This is a genomic window from Streptomyces sp. NPDC001828, from assembly GCF_042892175.1.
Taxonomy (GTDB): Bacteria; Actinomycetota; Actinomycetes; order Streptomycetales; family Streptomycetaceae; genus Streptomyces.
The window spans coordinates 356,759-370,949 of sequence record NZ_JBIATV010000007.1 but is presented as its reverse complement, the minus strand read 5'-3'; the positions used below and the strand labels follow the sequence as shown (position 1 = coordinate 370,949).

At 73.0% G+C, this 14,191-nt stretch carries 12 protein-coding genes; 9 read left to right on the top strand and 3 right to left on the bottom strand.

The window, feature by feature from the left end; all coding sequences use genetic code 11:
- The first annotated feature begins 207 nt into the window (after nt 1-207).
- Nucleotides 208-2,166, top strand: a complete 1,959-nt coding sequence (locus ACFYZA_RS21970; RefSeq protein ID WP_388492232.1) for an FUSC family protein — start codon at nt 208-210, stop codon at nt 2,164-2,166.
- Between the two features lie 300 nt (nt 2,167-2,466).
- Here ACFYZA_RS21970 and ACFYZA_RS21965 read toward each other — a convergent pair whose 3' ends face one another.
- On the bottom strand, nt 2,467-2,625 hold the full coding sequence (locus tag ACFYZA_RS21965; protein ID WP_382583536.1) for a hypothetical protein: 159 nt from the start codon (nt 2,623-2,625) through the stop codon (nt 2,467-2,469).
- A gap of 77 nt (nt 2,626-2,702) precedes the next feature.
- Nucleotides 2,703-3,356, bottom strand: coding sequence for a snapalysin (gene snpA, locus ACFYZA_RS21960; RefSeq protein ID WP_382583533.1), 654 nt, complete (start codon nt 3,354-3,356; stop codon nt 2,703-2,705).
- Nucleotides 3,357-3,542: 186 nt separating this feature from the next.
- On the opposite strand from snpA, the gene ACFYZA_RS21955 reads away from it, so the two are divergent.
- The 4 genes from ACFYZA_RS21955 (at nt 3,543) to ACFYZA_RS21940 (ending at nt 8,479) form a co-directional block, all read left to right on the top strand.
- Complete coding sequence (locus ACFYZA_RS21955) at nt 3,543-4,487, top strand: LysR family transcriptional regulator (RefSeq protein WP_388492229.1); 945 nt, start codon at nt 3,543-3,545, stop codon at nt 4,485-4,487.
- A gap of 151 nt (nt 4,488-4,638) precedes the next feature.
- Nucleotides 4,639-6,126, top strand: a complete 1,488-nt coding sequence (locus tag ACFYZA_RS21950; RefSeq protein ID WP_388492228.1) for an APC family permease — start codon at nt 4,639-4,641, stop codon at nt 6,124-6,126.
- Nucleotides 6,127-6,139: 13 nt separating this feature from the next.
- Complete coding sequence (locus ACFYZA_RS21945) at nt 6,140-7,111, top strand: hypothetical protein (protein ID WP_388492226.1); 972 nt, start codon at nt 6,140-6,142, stop codon at nt 7,109-7,111.
- 108 nt (nt 7,112-7,219) lie between these two features.
- Complete coding sequence (locus tag ACFYZA_RS21940) at nt 7,220-8,479, top strand: VWA domain-containing protein (RefSeq protein WP_388492225.1); 1,260 nt, start codon at nt 7,220-7,222, stop codon at nt 8,477-8,479.
- Here ACFYZA_RS21940 and ACFYZA_RS21935 read toward each other — a convergent pair.
- Nucleotides 8,467-8,622 carry a hypothetical protein gene (locus tag ACFYZA_RS21935; protein ID WP_388492223.1) on the bottom strand — a complete coding sequence of 52 codons (156 nt, stop codon included), beginning with the start codon at nt 8,620-8,622 and terminating at the stop codon, nt 8,467-8,469. The genes ACFYZA_RS21940 and ACFYZA_RS21935 overlap by 13 nt on opposite strands.
- 49 nt (nt 8,623-8,671) lie before the next feature.
- Here ACFYZA_RS21935 and metG point away from each other — a divergent pair, with 49 nt between their 5' ends.
- From metG to ACFYZA_RS21915, 4 genes are all read left to right on the top strand, one after another.
- Nucleotides 8,672-10,252: a methionine--tRNA ligase gene (gene metG, locus ACFYZA_RS21930; RefSeq protein ID WP_382583518.1), complete on the top strand. Its 1,581-nt coding sequence runs from the start codon at nt 8,672-8,674 to the stop codon at nt 10,250-10,252.
- A 184-nt stretch (nt 10,253-10,436) separates the two neighbouring features.
- Nucleotides 10,437-11,114, top strand: coding sequence for a response regulator transcription factor (locus ACFYZA_RS21925; RefSeq protein WP_167158588.1), 678 nt, complete (start codon nt 10,437-10,439; stop codon nt 11,112-11,114).
- A gap of 110 nt (nt 11,115-11,224) precedes the next feature.
- Nucleotides 11,225-11,938, top strand: coding sequence for a DUF4255 domain-containing protein (locus ACFYZA_RS21920; RefSeq protein ID WP_382583515.1), 714 nt, complete (start codon nt 11,225-11,227; stop codon nt 11,936-11,938).
- Nucleotides 11,935-13,929 (top strand): AAA family ATPase, encoded by a 1,995-nt coding sequence (locus ACFYZA_RS21915; protein WP_388492221.1) that lies wholly within the window; start codon nt 11,935-11,937, stop codon nt 13,927-13,929. Before ACFYZA_RS21920 ends, ACFYZA_RS21915 begins: the two co-directional genes overlap by 4 nt.
- The last annotated feature ends 262 nt before the right edge of the window (nt 13,930-14,191 follow it).

The following is a 14,191-nucleotide window of genomic DNA, read 5'->3' as shown; positions in this document are numbered from 1 at the left end:
CCCGATATCCACAGGCGGTGGGGCGGGCGGCGCGCGGGGCGGGCCCGGTTTCGCCGTGCGGGGCGGGGGTCTCGGGGATGATCCGGGAGCGGTGATGCGGCTTCGCGATCAAATTCGTAAAAACTATCCACAGGCTGTGGACAACTTTTACGGTTTTGTTGGGCGTCCCGTTTGCACCAAGTGATCTTTTTACGGTGTCGTGTGCTCATGGCTGATCGGAAGCGGGCGGACGAGCGCGGGCGGCAGGGGCGGCTCGCGCCGCCGGAATGGCTGATCGGGGGGCTGCGGCCGGCCCCCACGCCGATCCCCTGGCCCGCGGTCGCGCGCGCCGCGGTCGCGATGGCGGCGCCCCTTGCCGTGGGCATGGCGACCGGGCAGAGCGCGTACGGCGCGCTCGCCTCCATGGGCGCGCTCAGCGGGGTCATCGGCGACACCGCCGACGCGTACCGGATGCGGATCTTCAACATCGCGGTGCCGCAGCTGTACGGCGCGATCGGCGTGACCGTCGGCAGCCTGGTGTTCGGGCACGGCTGGCTCGCGGTCGGCGCGCTGACGCTGGTGGCCCTGGTGTCCGGGATGATCTCCTCGATCGGCGCGGTGGCCTCCGTCTCGGGCCTGCTGCTCCTGCTCAACGCCGTGGTCGGAGCGGGTCTGCCGATGCCGGGCCCCTGGTGGAAGGCGCCGCTCCTGCTCAGCCTGGGCGGCCTGTTGGTCCTCCTGCTCAGCCTGCTCGCCTGGCCGCTGCGGCGCACCGAACCCGAACGCGACGCCGTCGCCGGGACCTACCGCGCGGTCGCCGAGGCGATCGAGGCCGCGGCGACCGACGCGTACGACACCAGACGCCAGGCCGTCACGCACTCCCTCAACACCGCCTACGACCTCATCCTCGGCCGCCGCACCCGCGAACACGGCCGCCGCCGCGAGCTGGTGCGGCTGTCCGCCCAGCTCAACGTGCTGATCCCGATCGTGGAAGCGGCCCCCGCCGTGCACCTGCGCGGGTGGGGCGTGGACCCCGCGATCCCGGCCGCCGTACGGCAGTTGGCGGACGCGGTCGACGAGGGCCGCACCGGCACCGTCGAACCGGAGCTCCCCGAGCCCACGACCCCGGCCGAACGCGCCCTGGACTCGGCGCTGCGGTACGCCTTCGACGTGGTGCACCACCCCGACCCCGACCACACCAACATCGACGACCGCCTCGGCCGTCCGGCGGCCCTGCGCATCCGCTTCCGCCGCGCCGCCCGCAACGTCCTGCTCTCCGGGGCCTCCTGGCGCTACGGGCTGCGCCTGGCCCTGTGCATCGGGCTCGCGCAGGTGCTGGTCTCGGTGGTGCCGGTGGAACGGTCGTACTGGGTCGCCCTGACCATCGTCTTCGTCCTCAAGCCCGACTTCGGGTCGGTCTTCGCCCGCGCCCTGACGCGGGCGATCGGCACCGCGCTCGGACTCGTCATCGCGGCGGCCGTCCTCGCGGAGGTGCCGCGCGGATGGTGGGACGTGCCGGTGATACTGCTGCTCGCGGCGCTGATCCCGGCGTTCTCCGCGAAGGGGTACGCCTTCCAGACCGCGGCCATCACGCCGGTGATCCTGCTGCTCTCCGACGTCCTCAACCACCAGGGCTTCAACCTGGTCATGCCGCGCCTGTGGGACAGCCTCATCGGCTGTGCGATCGCGCTGGTCGCGGGGTACCTGCTGTGGCCCGAGAGCTGGCACACCCGGATCGGGGCGCAGCTCGCGGACGCGGTGTCGGCGACGGCGGAGTACGTGGAGTACGCGTTCGGCGCGGAGGACGACCGGGCCGAGCGGGTCCGGCGCCGGCGCCGGCTCTACCGGGACCTGTCGACGGTGCGCAGCGAATTCCAGCGGGCGCTGACGGAGCCGCCGCCGATGGGGGCGCGGGCGGCGGCGTGGTGGCCGTTGGTCGTCGCCGTCGAGCGGATCGTGGACGCGACGACGGCGGCGCGGGTGCGGGTGAATCACGGGGCGGTGTGGCCCGCTGCCGGGGAGGCGGCGGAAGTCGCGGTCCAGCTGCGCGAGTTGGCGGACGGGCTGCGGCGCAGCTCGCGGCTCGTGGGCGTTCGGGTCGCTCTGCCCGGCCCCGAGGAGAGCGTTCTCGACCCCCTCCGCCAGGAGGTCCGCGCGGCCCGCGCGATCGCCTCCCCGGGCGGGTAGCCCCCTGCGGGGGGTGCCTGCTCCCGCTTGCCGGGGTGCTCTGGGGCTCTGCCCCGGGCCCTGGGTTTTCGCCCCTCCCCGCCCCTTCCCTAAACCCGCCGGGGGTGGAATGGGGATGGTTGGGCTTCCGGGGGCTGCGCCCCGGGCCCCCTCTTCTTCGGCTGCGGACCGTAGGGGCCGTTCGCGCAGTTCCCCGCGCCCCTAAATGCCCCGGATACAGGCAAACCCAGCCCGTCCGGCGATTGAGGACGAGCGCCCTTAAGGCGCGAACGGGGTCTGGGGCGGAGCCCCAGGGGGTGGCTAGAACAGGGGGAGTTGGCCCGGGGTCGGGGCCAGTTCGAAGGCCGCCAGGGTTCGTTGGGTGGCGTCCAAGGGGGCCCGGCGCTTCGAGCCGGGGCAGAGCTTCAGCTCCGCACCCTCGCGCGTACGCGGATCGTGGCGCACGAACTTGCCCGCCACCACGGCGACGGAACGACCGCAGGACGGGCAAGATCGGCGGGGGGAAACGGACGTCATCCCCCCATGCTGCCAGAGGCCTACGCGGCCGGCTTGAACGCCGAGGCGAGCCCGTTGCGCCACAGGCTGTTCACGCGGGACTTCTCCGTGCTGTTCGGGTACGCGTTGCGGCACGACGTGCCGGGCCCACCGCCGGACATGAGCTCACTGCACGGCCCGGAGTAGTGGTCGGGCAGACCCAGCACGTGGCCGGTCTCGTGCGCGACGACCCGCACCGAGTAGTACTGCTGGTTCTGGCCGTAGTCCAGGAAGATGTAGCCGTTGCCGTGCCCGTCGGTCGAGGCGTACGAACCGTTCTGCGGGTCGTTGCCCTCGTAGTAGTCGAAGTCCGCGCCGGAGCTGCTCTCGGCGAGGCGGACGTTCTGCACCGAGCCGTTCCAGATCTGCGCGGCCTGCGATATCTGGGAGCGGAAGCTCGGCGCGTTCGAGGTGCTGTAGTACACGGTCACCGCGGCGGCCAGCGGGTTGGCGGCCCGCTTCTTGGCCACCGACTTCATGACGGCGTCGTAGAACGCCCGGTCGTTGGCGGCGGAGTGCTTGCCGGCGGCGGTGTAGTGCGCGGCGGCCTGGGGAGCCGCCGAGGTGGGGGTGGCGGCGGTGGCGGGGATCGCGCCGAACCCGGCGAGGGCGAGGCCGAGGGCAGCGGTCACGGCGAAGGCACGCGGGTGTCTCATGGGGGGTTACCAATCGTCGGGGGATCCGCGTCCGGCTGGGTGGGCCGGCCACGGGTGGGGGTGTTCCCGGTGATTGTGGAGGCCACAGCGGCGTACGGGAATGATGCCGATCTGCGATAACTCCCGTGTATCAGATCGGTTTTGGTCATCTGGTGCGAAGACTTGGCTCCGCTTAACCTCTGCCGCATGGAGCTGGAGGTGAGACATCTGAGGCTGCTCTGCGCGATCGCCGACGCCGGCAGTCTGCACGGCGCCGCGCGGGCGCTCGGCACGAGCCAGCCCGCCCTGACGACCCAGCTGCGGCGCATCGAGAACACCCTGGGCGGCCGGCTCTTCACACGCGAGCGAACGGGCTGTGTGCCCACGGCACTTGGGCAGGGCGTGGTCGGCCGGGCCCGGCCGCTGCTCGCCTCGCTGAGCGCGCTCGTCACCGAGACGCGGGCCACGGCCGCCCGCGCCGGCGGCGGTCCGCGCCTGCGCATCGGGTCCACCGCGAGCCGCGCGATCCCCGGCTGGCTGCGCCGGCTGCGCGAGCGCCTGCCGGGCACGGAGACCGAACTCCAGGTGGCGGTTTCGGCCACCGCGCTGCTGCGCCGGGTCGCGGAGGGCGAGCTGGACATGGCCTTCGTCCACGAGGTGGAGGGCTGCCCGCTGCGGCTGCCGCCGGGCCTCGACATCCGTACGCTCGTGGAGCGCGAGCCCCAGTTCGTGTGCCTGGCCGTGGACCACCCGGCCGCCCACCGGGCGATCGTGGACCTGGCCGACCTGGCCGCCGACCAGTGGATGATCGACCCGAGTGTCGACGGCGAGTGGGAGGGGCTGCGCCGGGTCCTCAACGCCGCCGGGCTCAACCCCCGCGTCCTGCACGGCGATTACCTGACGGCGGCGGGCCTGGTCGCCACCGGCGAGGTGGTCACCCTGTGCCAGCCCACCTCCCGGCCCCGTCCCGACATGGTCGTACGCCCGCTGCGCGGCGACCCCCTGGGCGTGCGGCTCTTCCTCGCGGTGCGCAGTGGGGCGTACGGGGGTGAACTGGCCGGGGTCGGGGCGGACTTGGCGTCGGCGTACTGGGAGGCCGCCGCGCACTCGCCGCCGTACCGCGTCTGGCTGAGGGAGCGCGGCCTGCCGTAGCCGCCCGAGCCGTCCGGTCCAGACCACTGGGGGCAGGGCGCGGCGACTACGATGCCGTCGACTTCGGGTTGTCGTGGTACCGCAAAGCGTCTCAAGACCCGGAGTTTCTGACATACCGCCATATGTCGCGCCGTCAAAGGATGTTCGGGCCATGAGCAACAGCACCGGTGGCAGAGGTCTGCAACCCAACGTACTGTCCACGTTCGACACCGTTGTCATGGCGGTCGCGGGCAGCGCGCCCGCCTATTCGCTCGCCGCCACCACCTCCGTACTCGTGGCGGCGGTCGGGCTCGCCAGCCCGGCGGCGCTGCTCTACTGCGCGATACCCATGCTCGGCATCGTGCTCGCCTTCGGGCGGCTCGGCCGCATCGACGTCAACGCGGGGGCCGCCTACTCCTGGGTGGGCCGCACCCTGCACCCCTTCCTCGGCTTCATCAGCGGCTGGGCGCTCGTCGTCGCCGCGACCCTGTTCATGGTGGCCGGCTCGCTGCCCGCCGGACAGATGACCCTCGGGCTCTTCGACCCCGCCCTCGCCCACCACACCGCGCTCGCCACCGCCACCGGCGCCGGGTGGTTCCTGCTGATGCTCGCCGTCGTCCTGGGCGGCGCCCGCCTCTCTGCCCGCGCTCAACTCGTCGTATCCGGCGTTGAGTTGGCGATTCTCGGCGGCTTCTGCGTCGGCGCGCTCGTACACATCGGGGAGGGCGGCGGGGTCGTCGCGTTCGACTGGGGATGGCTCGGCTTCGGGCACTTCGACGGGGTCTCCGGATTCGCGGCGGGCACCCTCATCGCCGCGTTCTACTACTGGGGCTGGGACGTCACCAGCAACCTCAGCGAGGAGACCCGCGACAGCCGCCGCACCGCCGGACTCGCCGCCCTGGTCGGCGTCGCCGTCGTCTTCGCCCTGTTCGTCGCCTGCACCGTCGCCGTGAACGCCCTGCTCACCAGCGGCGAGATCGAGGCCGGGCAGACCAACGTCCTCGCCCTGCTCGGCGAGCGGATCTGGCCCGGCGTCGGCGGCAAGCTCATGGTGCTCGCCGTGGTCCTCTCCACCATCGCCACCCTGGAGACCACCCTCATCCAGGTCACCCGCTCCCTGTTCGCGATGGGCCGCGACCGCACGATGCCGGGCGCGCTCGGCGCCGTGCACCGCCGCTGGAACACTCCGTGGGTAGCGATCCTCGTCGTCGGGGCGGTCGCGCTGCTCCTGTTCGTCGCCTCCAACGCGCTCGGCTCGGCGCGGGACATCATGGCCGACGCGCTCGCCGCGATCGGCCTCCAGACCACCCTCTACTACGGCCTCGCCGGGCTCGCCGCCGTCGTCGCCTACCGCAGGACGCTCACCGAGTCCCTCGGCTCCTTCCTGCTCGGCGGCCTCTGGCCGCTGCTCGGCTCGGTCTTCATGTTCTGCGTCTTCGGCGCCTCGCTCACCCGGCTCAGCGCCGCCGCCGTCACGATCGGCATCGGCAGCCTGCTCGCCGGGCTCATCCCCATGTTCTGGTACTGGCGCCGGGGCAGCGCCTACTACCGGCCCGCCCGCCTGGACGCGGCCCGCTCCTTCGAGGCCGGCGCCGGGCACCCCAACTCCCCTACGCGAGGGCCCAGTTACGTCAACGCCGGGCATCCCACCGATTTCTGAGAGGCGTACGCGGATGGCAGCACTGCGCCGCCGCCCCGACCGGAGGGCGGACCTGCGTTTCGACGCCGACCTCGGCGACCGCGCGCTCACCACGGCCCGGCACGACATCGTCATCGGCCGCTGGCAGGGCGTACGCGATCTGCTGCGGGCCACCGGCGACCACTGGCCGCTGCGCACCCACCGGATCCGGGCGCTCGCGAACGCCGCCGCCGGATCGTCCGTCGTCGAGGCCTGGCGGGCCGCCGAACCGGACAGCCCGGACGCGGCGGTCCTTCGGGCCGCGACCGAGGTGACCCGCGTGTTCAACGGCGCCATCGCGGCCGGACGCGGCGCCGGAACCGACCGCGACCGCGTCGACGTCGCCGTCATGGCCTGCCTCGGCGCGGCCGACGCCCGCCCCGCCGACCCGACACCCTGGGCCTCGCTGCTCAGCGTGGTGCGCCTGTACGAGGGCGGGGTCGCGCGCAGCGAACTGCGGTCCTGGTGGGAGGAGTTGCGGCGGCGCGACCCGTACCACCTGGAGGGGCACGTCCAGATGCTGCGCTACTTCTCGGCGCGCTGGCACGGGACGCACGGCACGATGTACGACTTCGCGCGGGACGCGGCGGGCGCGGCCCCGGCCGGCTCCCCGCTGCCCGTGCTCGTCCAGATCGCCCGCGTCGAGGAGTACCGGTATGTCTCCGATGCCGCGAAGGGGCGGCCCGTGCGCGGGTTCGGACAGCACTGGAACCACGAGCTCGCCGTGACAGAGCTGCTTCGCACCTACGACCGCTGGCTCGGCGGGCGCGCCCCGGGGCCCATCCGGGCGGAGGAGGCCGGCGAGCTCAACTACCTTGCGCACGCGGCCTGTTGTGCGGGTCTCACGCGTGAGGGGGCGGCTCTGGTCGGGCTGCTCGGAGAGCGGATCGCGCTCGTGCCCTGGGTCTACACGGGCGATCCCGCCCGCCAGATCGCGCGCTGGCGCGGGGGCGCTCCGCCGAGTTAGCCCACCGGGTCGCTAACCTTACGTGTCTGCGCTGGCCAGGGGTCTCCTCCCGGATCTGTGGCGCAGTGCGGTACGTATCGCACCCAACTCATGCGAAAGGCCTCGCCCATGGGCATTCGGAGCTTGCTGCGCAAGGTGTTCGGACGCGAAGGCACGGAGCGTGCCGAGCCGACGGCGGCTTCCGTACCGCCCCAGACGGAACGCACCGCCGAGGCCGCCGCCGCGCCGGCCGACGCGGCTTCGCCCTCCGTCCCGGCGCCGGGGCGGCGCGATCTGTCCCCGGCGGAGAAACTCGTCGCCGCCGCGTTCGACGGACCCCGGCCGCCCGCCGGGACCCCGGGTGACGCCTCCCCTTCCGACGGCTCACCGGCCGTCGCCGAGGTGCCCCAGCCCCGCACTGAGGCGGAGGCCAAGCCGGAGCCCGCGCCCGCGGCCGCGGCCGAGGCCGCAGAGGTGAAGGCCGAGGTCGCGCCCATCGCCGAGCCCGAGCCCGCCCCGGAGCCGGAGCCCGCCAAGGCGGAGCCCATCGCCGAGCCCGAGCCGGAGGCCGCCAAGGCCGAGGCCGTCGCCGAGCCCGAGCCCGAGCCCGTCGCCGTACCCGAGCCGGAGGCCGCTCCCGTTCAGACGGAAGCCGCGCCCGAGGCCGTCGTCGAGCCCGTCTCCGGGCCGGAGACCGAGGCCGTTCAGGCCGAGCCCGTCGTCGCCAAGCCCGCCGTTTCCGCCGCCCGGGTCAGGTCGCGGGCTCCGGGGCTCGCCGGGGCGTACAAGGCCGCCGGGGCCGCGCTCAAGAAGGCGGGGCTCACGGGGGCCCGGATCAAGGTGTACCTCGTGCTCGACCGGTCCGGGTCGATGCGGCCGTACTACAAGGACGGCAGCGCCCAGGGGCTCGCCGAGCAGGTGCTCGCGCTCGCCGCGCACCTCGACGAGGAGGCCACGGTGCACACCGTGTTCTTCTCGACCGACATCGACGGGTCGGTGGACGTGACCCTCGACGCGTACGAGGGCGTCGTCGACGAGACGCACGCCGGTCTCGGCCGGCTCGGCCGGACCAGCTACCACCGGGCCGTCGAGGAGGTCGTCGAGCACGTCGAGAAGTCGGGGCACGAGGGGCCGGTGCTCGTCGTGTTCCAGACCGACGGCGCCCCGGACGCCAAGCTGCCCGCCCGCCAGGCCCTCACCGACGTCTCCGACCGGCCGCTGTACTGGCAGTTCGTGGCGTTCGGCGAGGACGACTCCAAGGCGTTCGACTTCCTGCGCGGCGCCGAGGGCGAGCACGACCACGTCGGGTTCTTCCACGCCGGGCCCGCGCCCCGCGAGCTGAGCGACGCCGAGGTCTACCGGGGGCTGCTCAGCTCCTACCGCCCGTAGCACGCGGCCGGGGTCGCCTTCGGGCGCGAGACGGTCACGGTGAGCCCGCCCTCGGCGGCGGGTTCCGCCGTGGCCGTTCCGCAGGTGGTCGTCCGCGCCGAGGTCGCGGCCGTCGACCCGGTCGTCCGGCAGCCGTCCGGCATCCGGACATCCCGGGCGGGCGTGGCAACCGTGCCGGATAGGATTTAGCGCATGCCTTCGCCGACGTACTACGTTTCTACGCCCATCTACTACGTCAACGATGCCCCGCACCTGGGCCACGCCTACACCACCGTCGCCGGTGACGTGCTCACCCGCTGGCACCGCCAGCGCGGCGAGAAGGTCTGGTACCTGACGGGCACGGACGAGCACGGCCAGAAGATCATGCGGACCGCCGAGGCGAACGGCGTCACCCCGCAGGAGTGGTGCGACAAGCTCGTCGGCGAGGCGTGGCAGCCGCTCTGGGAGCACCTCAACATCGCCAACGACGACTTCATCCGCACCACCCAGAAGCGGCACACCGACCGGGTGCAGGAGTTCGTGCAGGACCTGTACGACAAGGGCGAGATCTACAAGGGCGGCTACGAGGGCCCGTACTGCGTGGGCTGCGAGGAGTACAAGCTCCCCGGCGACCTGATCAAGGCGGAGGACGGCACCGAGCTGTGTGCCATCCACAAGAAGCCGGTGGAGCTCCTCAAGGAGGAGAACTACTTCTTCAAGCTGAGCGAGTACGGCCCGAAGCTCCTGGAGTTCTACGAGTCGAACCCCGGCTTCATCCAGCCCGAGTCGGCCCGCAACGAGGTGCTCAACTTCGTGAAGCAGGGCCTCCAGGACCTGTCGATCTCCCGGTCGACGTTCGACTGGGGCGTGCCGGTGCCGTGGGACACCAAGCACGTCATCTACGTGTGGGTGGACGCGCTGCTCAACTACGCGACGGCGGTCGGGTACGGCGCCGACCAGGCCCGCTTCGAGGAGATCTTCCCGGCCGACGTGCACCTCGTCGGCAAGGACATCCTGCGCTTCCACGCGATCATCTGGCCCGCGATGCTGATGGCCAACGGGCTTCCGGTGCCGGGCCGGGTCGCGGCCAACGGCTGGCTGATGGTCGGCGGCGAGAAGATGTCGAAGTCCAACCTGACCGGCATCAAGCCGCAGGACCTGACCTCGCACTTCGGCGTGGACGCCTACCGCTGGTACTTCCTGCGGGCCATCGCCTTCGGCCAGGACGGCTCGTTCTCCTGGGAGGACTTCACCGCCCGCTACACCTCCGAACTCGCCAACGACTACGGCAACTTGGCGTCCCGGGTCGCCGCGATGGTCGGCAAGTACTTCGGCGGCGAGCTGCCCGCTTCGGCCGCCGACGGGGACGCCGAGAAGGCCGTACGGGAGGGGCTCGCCAAGGCGGTCGCCGAGGCGGACCGGCGCATCGGCGACGAACTCGACTTCCAGGGCGGCATCCTGGCCGTCTTCGACTTCGTGAAGCAGGTCAACGGCTACCTCACCGAGCAGGAGCCGTGGAAGGTCGCCAAGGACGAATCGGCCGAGGGCCGGGCCCGGCTCGCGACGATCCTGTACACCGCCGCCGAGGCGCTGCGCGGTGTCGCGGTGCTGCTCAACCCGGTGATGCCGGAGACCTCGCAGAAGCTGTGGGACTCGCTCGGCGCCGAGGCCCCGCTCGGCGCGCTCGCCGACCAGCGGGTCCAGGACGCGGGCGCGTGGGGCGTGTTGACGCCGGGCGCGAAGGTCACCAAGGGCGCGGTGCTCTTCCCCCGCCTGGAGGAGAAGCCCGCGTAGGGCGGTGACTCGATCGGTGCGGGGCCCGGGATCGGTACGGATCCCGGGCCCCGCACCACTTTTACTGCCGACTTCGACTGTTCTTGGCAGTTTCCGTGGCCCATTCAACGGTTGTTGATTCGCTGTTGATCGGGGCCGACCAGTCTGTGTCGGTCGGTTAGCACGGGGAAGGAAAGGACAGGGAATGCCATTGCTCGCGAATCGTGTCACGGTGACCGTTCACGCCTCCGATCCGCTGAGCCGGGCCGGGGTCATCAGCCACCTCCAGCACCAGCCGACCGTGGAAGTCCTGCGGGACAGCCGCGAGGCCCGTGAGACCGACGGCCGTCCCGCCGACCCCACGGTCGCCGTCATGCTCGTCGACCAGGTCGACGACGCCGCGTCGGCCGAGCTGCGCCGGGTGGTGCGCGGGGGCGAGCAGCGCGTGGTGCTCATAGCCCGCGAGCTGCGCGAACCCGATCTCCTGACGGTGGTCGAGTACGGGGTGCGGGCCATCCTGTGGCGCCACCAGGCCACCGAGCAGCGCCTGTTGAAGGCCGTGCACAGTGCGGCGCGCGGCGAGGGGGAGCTGCCGCCGGACCTGATCAGCCGGCTGCTCGTCCAGGTCGGACGGCTGCGCCGCTCGGAGACCACCTCCGCCTCCGCCGGATCGTCCTCGGCCGCGCCGCTGTTCGGGATGGCGCCGCGCGAGGTCGACGTGCTGCGGCTGGTCGCCGAGGGGCTCGACACCCGGCAGATCTCGGAGAAGCTCGCCTACTCGGAGCGGACCGTCAAGAACATCCTGCACGCGCTCATGACCCGCCTCCAGCTCACCAACCGCGCGCACGCCGTGGCCTACGCGCTGCGCGAGGGCTACATCTAGCCGCCGCGGCCCGCGGTCCCGGCCGGGCCGGCCGCCGCGGGCCCGCACCGCTCACTCACCGCCGCACCCCTGCGGTGCGGCCGTGTCCGGGAACTCGGGAAACTGGCTCCATGATCCACGAAATAGACGAGGCGCTGCGGCGCATCCTGCGCGGCGGAGCGCTGCCCGAGGGAACGGGGGAGGTCGTCTTCGAGGCCCCCACCCGTGACTGGGCGGCCCGCCGCAACACCCCGACCCTCAACGCCTATCTGTACGACATCCGCGAGGACGTGGCCCGCCGCGAGCGCGGCTCGTACGCGGAGCGGGACGCCAACGGCGTGGTGCTGCGCAGGCGGCAGCCGCCGCGCTGGTACCGGCTCTCCTACCTCCTCACCGCGTGGACCAGCCGCCCCGAGGACGAACACCGCCTGCTTTCGGGCGCGTTGGCGTGCCTGCTGCCGCACGAGATGCTGCCGCAGGAGTTCGTGCCGCACGCGCTCGACGCCTACAACGTGTCCATACCGCTGACCGTCGCGGTGCCGCCGGCCGAGTCGCGCTCGCTCGCCGACATCTGGTCGGCCCTCGGCGGCGAGCTGAAGCCCTCGCTCGACGTGGTGATCACGACACCGTTCCCGGTCACTCCGGTGTACCCGGTCGCACCGCCGGTCACCGAGGGCGTCATCACGGTACGGGGCCGCGACGGCGTCCCCGCCGACGCGAAGCCCCGGCTGATGCGGGGTTCGCGGACCGGTGGCGGGAAGGACATCGCCGTGCCCGCACCGGACGGCGGGGCCGCCTCCGGTGGCGCCAGGAACGCCGACTCGCAGGACGGTGGCGCCCGATGAACGAGGCCGCCCGCGCCCTGCTGCTCCGGCTCGACCATCTGCGTACGACGGTGGCGGCCCTGGTCGAGGCCCGTTCCGCCGACGACCCGACGGCCCAGGACCCGCTGCGGGGCCTGTACGTCTCGGCGGAGACCGCCTCCCGCCTGGCCAACGCCCCCACCCCCACCCCTGACCCCCAACTCCCGCCCTTGGACGGGTCGTTCACACCCGCCCCGGGCGACCGGCTCGCGGCACTGGCCCGGAACTTCGGGCTCGGCGAGCTGGACACGCTGCTCCTCGTGGCGGCGCTCGCGCCCGACGTGGACCGGCGCTTCGAGCCGCTGTACGGCTACCTCAACGACGACGTGGGCCGCCGCCGCGCCTCGGTCGCGCTCGCCCTTGAACTCGCGGGGACCGGACCGTACGACCCGGTCGCGCGCGCCCGGCTGCACGCGGCGGCGCCGCTGATCACCGGCGGGCTCGTGACCCTGGAGGACGAGGAGCGACCGCTGCCGGGCCGCGCGCTGCGGGTCCCCGAGCGGGTGGTGGCCCACCTCCTGGGCGACGACACCCCCGACGGCCAACTGGCCGACGCCCGGGTCGAGTTGCTGCCACCCGGCGGGACCGCGCCCACCGAGGGCCTCGCGGCGCGGATCGCCCTCGCGGCCGATCCGGTCGCCGTCCATCTGCGCGAGCGGCGGGCCGGGAGCGGCGCGGACGCGGTGACCTCCGCCCTGCGCGGCGCCGGGCGGGCCGTCCTTCGCCACCGCCCCGAGCGGGCCGATCCGGCCGCGGCCCGCGCCCTGCTGCGCGAGGCCCGGCTGCGCGGGGAGAGGACCGCCGTGGTCGTCGAGCTGCCGGACGAGCAGCCCGGGCCGCTGGTGCGGGAGCTTGCGGCGCCGGACGTGACCGTGGTGTTCGCCGGGACCGACCCGTACGACCCCACGTGGGCCCCCGGTGCGGCGTTGCTCGCACTGGAGGACACGACCGTCGAGACCGACCCGCTGACCGCCTGGACCGAGGAACTCCCCTCCTACGAAGGCGACTTGGCGGAGGCCGTCGGGCCTTACCGGCTCGGCGCCGGTCAGGTGCGGCGGGCCGCGCGGGGCGCGGTGGCGCTCGCCGGGTTCGAGGGGGCGCCGGTGGGCCTTGCGCACGTCCAGCGGAGCGCGCGCCTGCTCTCGGCACCGCTGCTCGACCGGCACGCCCGCCGGGTGCGGCCGGCCGTCGGCTTCGGTGACCTCGTCCTGCCCGAGGAGCCGCTCGCCATGCTGCACGAGCTGGCGGGTCGGGCCAGGCACCGGGACCGGGTGCTCGGCGAGTGGCGGCTGCGCACGGGCGGCGGACGCGGGCGCGGGGTGGTCGCGCTGTTCGCGGGCGACTCCGGCACGGGCAAGACGCTCGCGGCGGAGGTCGTCGCGGGTGAGCTGGGCCTGGACATGTACGTCGTCGACCTGTCGTCCGTGGTCGACAAGTACGTCGGCGAGACCGAGAAGAACCTGGAGAAGATCTTCGTCGAGGCGGACCGGACGGACTCGGTGCTGCTCTTCGACGAGGCGGACGCGGTGTTCGGCAAGCGGTCCGAGGTGAAGAGCTCGCACGACCGGTACGCGAACCTGGAGAGCGCGTACCTGCTCCAGCGGCTTGAGGCGTTCGACGGGATCGCGGTCCTGACCACGAACCTGCGGGCCAACATCGACGAGGCGTTCACTCGGCGGCTCGACCTGGTGGTGGACTTCCCGTTCCCGGACGTGGCGCTGCGCGCCGTGCTGTGGCGGAGCTGTCTGGCAGGGGTGCCGCAGGAGGCGGGCCTGGACGCGGAACTCGACGCGTGCGCGAAGGAGTTCGAGCTGGCGGGCGGGGCGATTCGCTCCGCGGCGGTGACGGCGGGGTATCTCGCGGCGGGCCGGGGCTCCGCGGTGTCCATCGCGGACGTCCGCGCGGGCGCGCGGCGCGAGTACGTGAAGTCCGGCCGCCTCGTCCCTGGCCTGGGCACGGCCTGGGCCCCCTAGGTTGCCCGGGGCTCGCCCCTGAACGCCGGGCACCTGCGCGTGCGGCCCGCTCGCGCAGGTGCCCGCACCCCCAACCCCGCTTTTGCCTGCGGACCGTGCGTGGCCGTTCGCGCAGTTCCCCGCGCCCCTAACCCCGCCTTTGCCTGCGGACCGTGCGTGGCCGTTCGCGCAGTTCCCCGCGCCCCCAATCCCGTTTTCGTCCGTCCACCGTGCGTGGCCGTTCGCGCAGTTCCTCGCGCCCCCGACCCCGATTTCGTCCGTC